This window comes from Staphylococcus sp. EG-SA-17 (assembly GCF_017151845.1).
GTDB lineage: Bacteria > Bacillota > Bacilli > Staphylococcales > Staphylococcaceae > Staphylococcus > Staphylococcus aureus.
In genome coordinates this window covers 1-578 of sequence record NZ_JACVZO010000075.1, presented here as the reverse complement: position 1 = coordinate 578, position 578 = coordinate 1, and the positions used below count along the sequence as shown (strand labels likewise).

Here is a 578-nt window from a genome sequence, read left to right as displayed (position 1 = left end):
AGTATAATTATTTCGTTATGAAATGGGTTAACAAAGAATACAAGAAAATATTTACAAAAAATCAATTTAACAATTCCTTAAAACATGCAGGAATTGACGATTTAAACAATATTAGCTTTGAACAATTCTTATCTCTTTTCAATAGCTATAAATTATTTAATAAGTAAGTTAAGGGATGCATAAACTGCATCCCTTAACTTGTTTTTCGTGTACCTATTTTTTGTGAATCGATTATGTCTTTTGCGCATTCACTTCTTTTCTATATAAATATGAGCGAAGCGAATAAGCGTCGGAAAAGCAGCAAAAAGTTTCCTTTTTGCTGTTGGAGCATGGGGGTTCAGGGGGTGCAGTATCTGACGTCAATGCCGAGCGAAAGCGAGCCGAAGGGTAGCATTTACGTTAGATAACCCCCTGATATGCTCCGACGCTTTATATAGAAAAGAAGATTCAACTAGGTAAAATCTTAATATAGGTTGAGATGATAAGGTTTATAAGGAATTTGTTTGTTCTAATTTTTCACTCATTTTGTTCTAATTTCTTTTAACAAATGTTCTTTTTTTTTTAGAACAGTTATGATA

The 578-nt window shown here is 31.8% G+C and carries 1 pseudogene; it reads left to right on the top strand.

The annotated features are described in order from the left end of the window. Positions 1 to 167: pseudogene (locus IDG65_RS14900) on the top strand (23S rRNA (adenine(2058)-N(6))-methyltransferase Erm(B)); the annotation flags it as partial. Positions 168 to 578 lie beyond the last annotated feature (411 nt).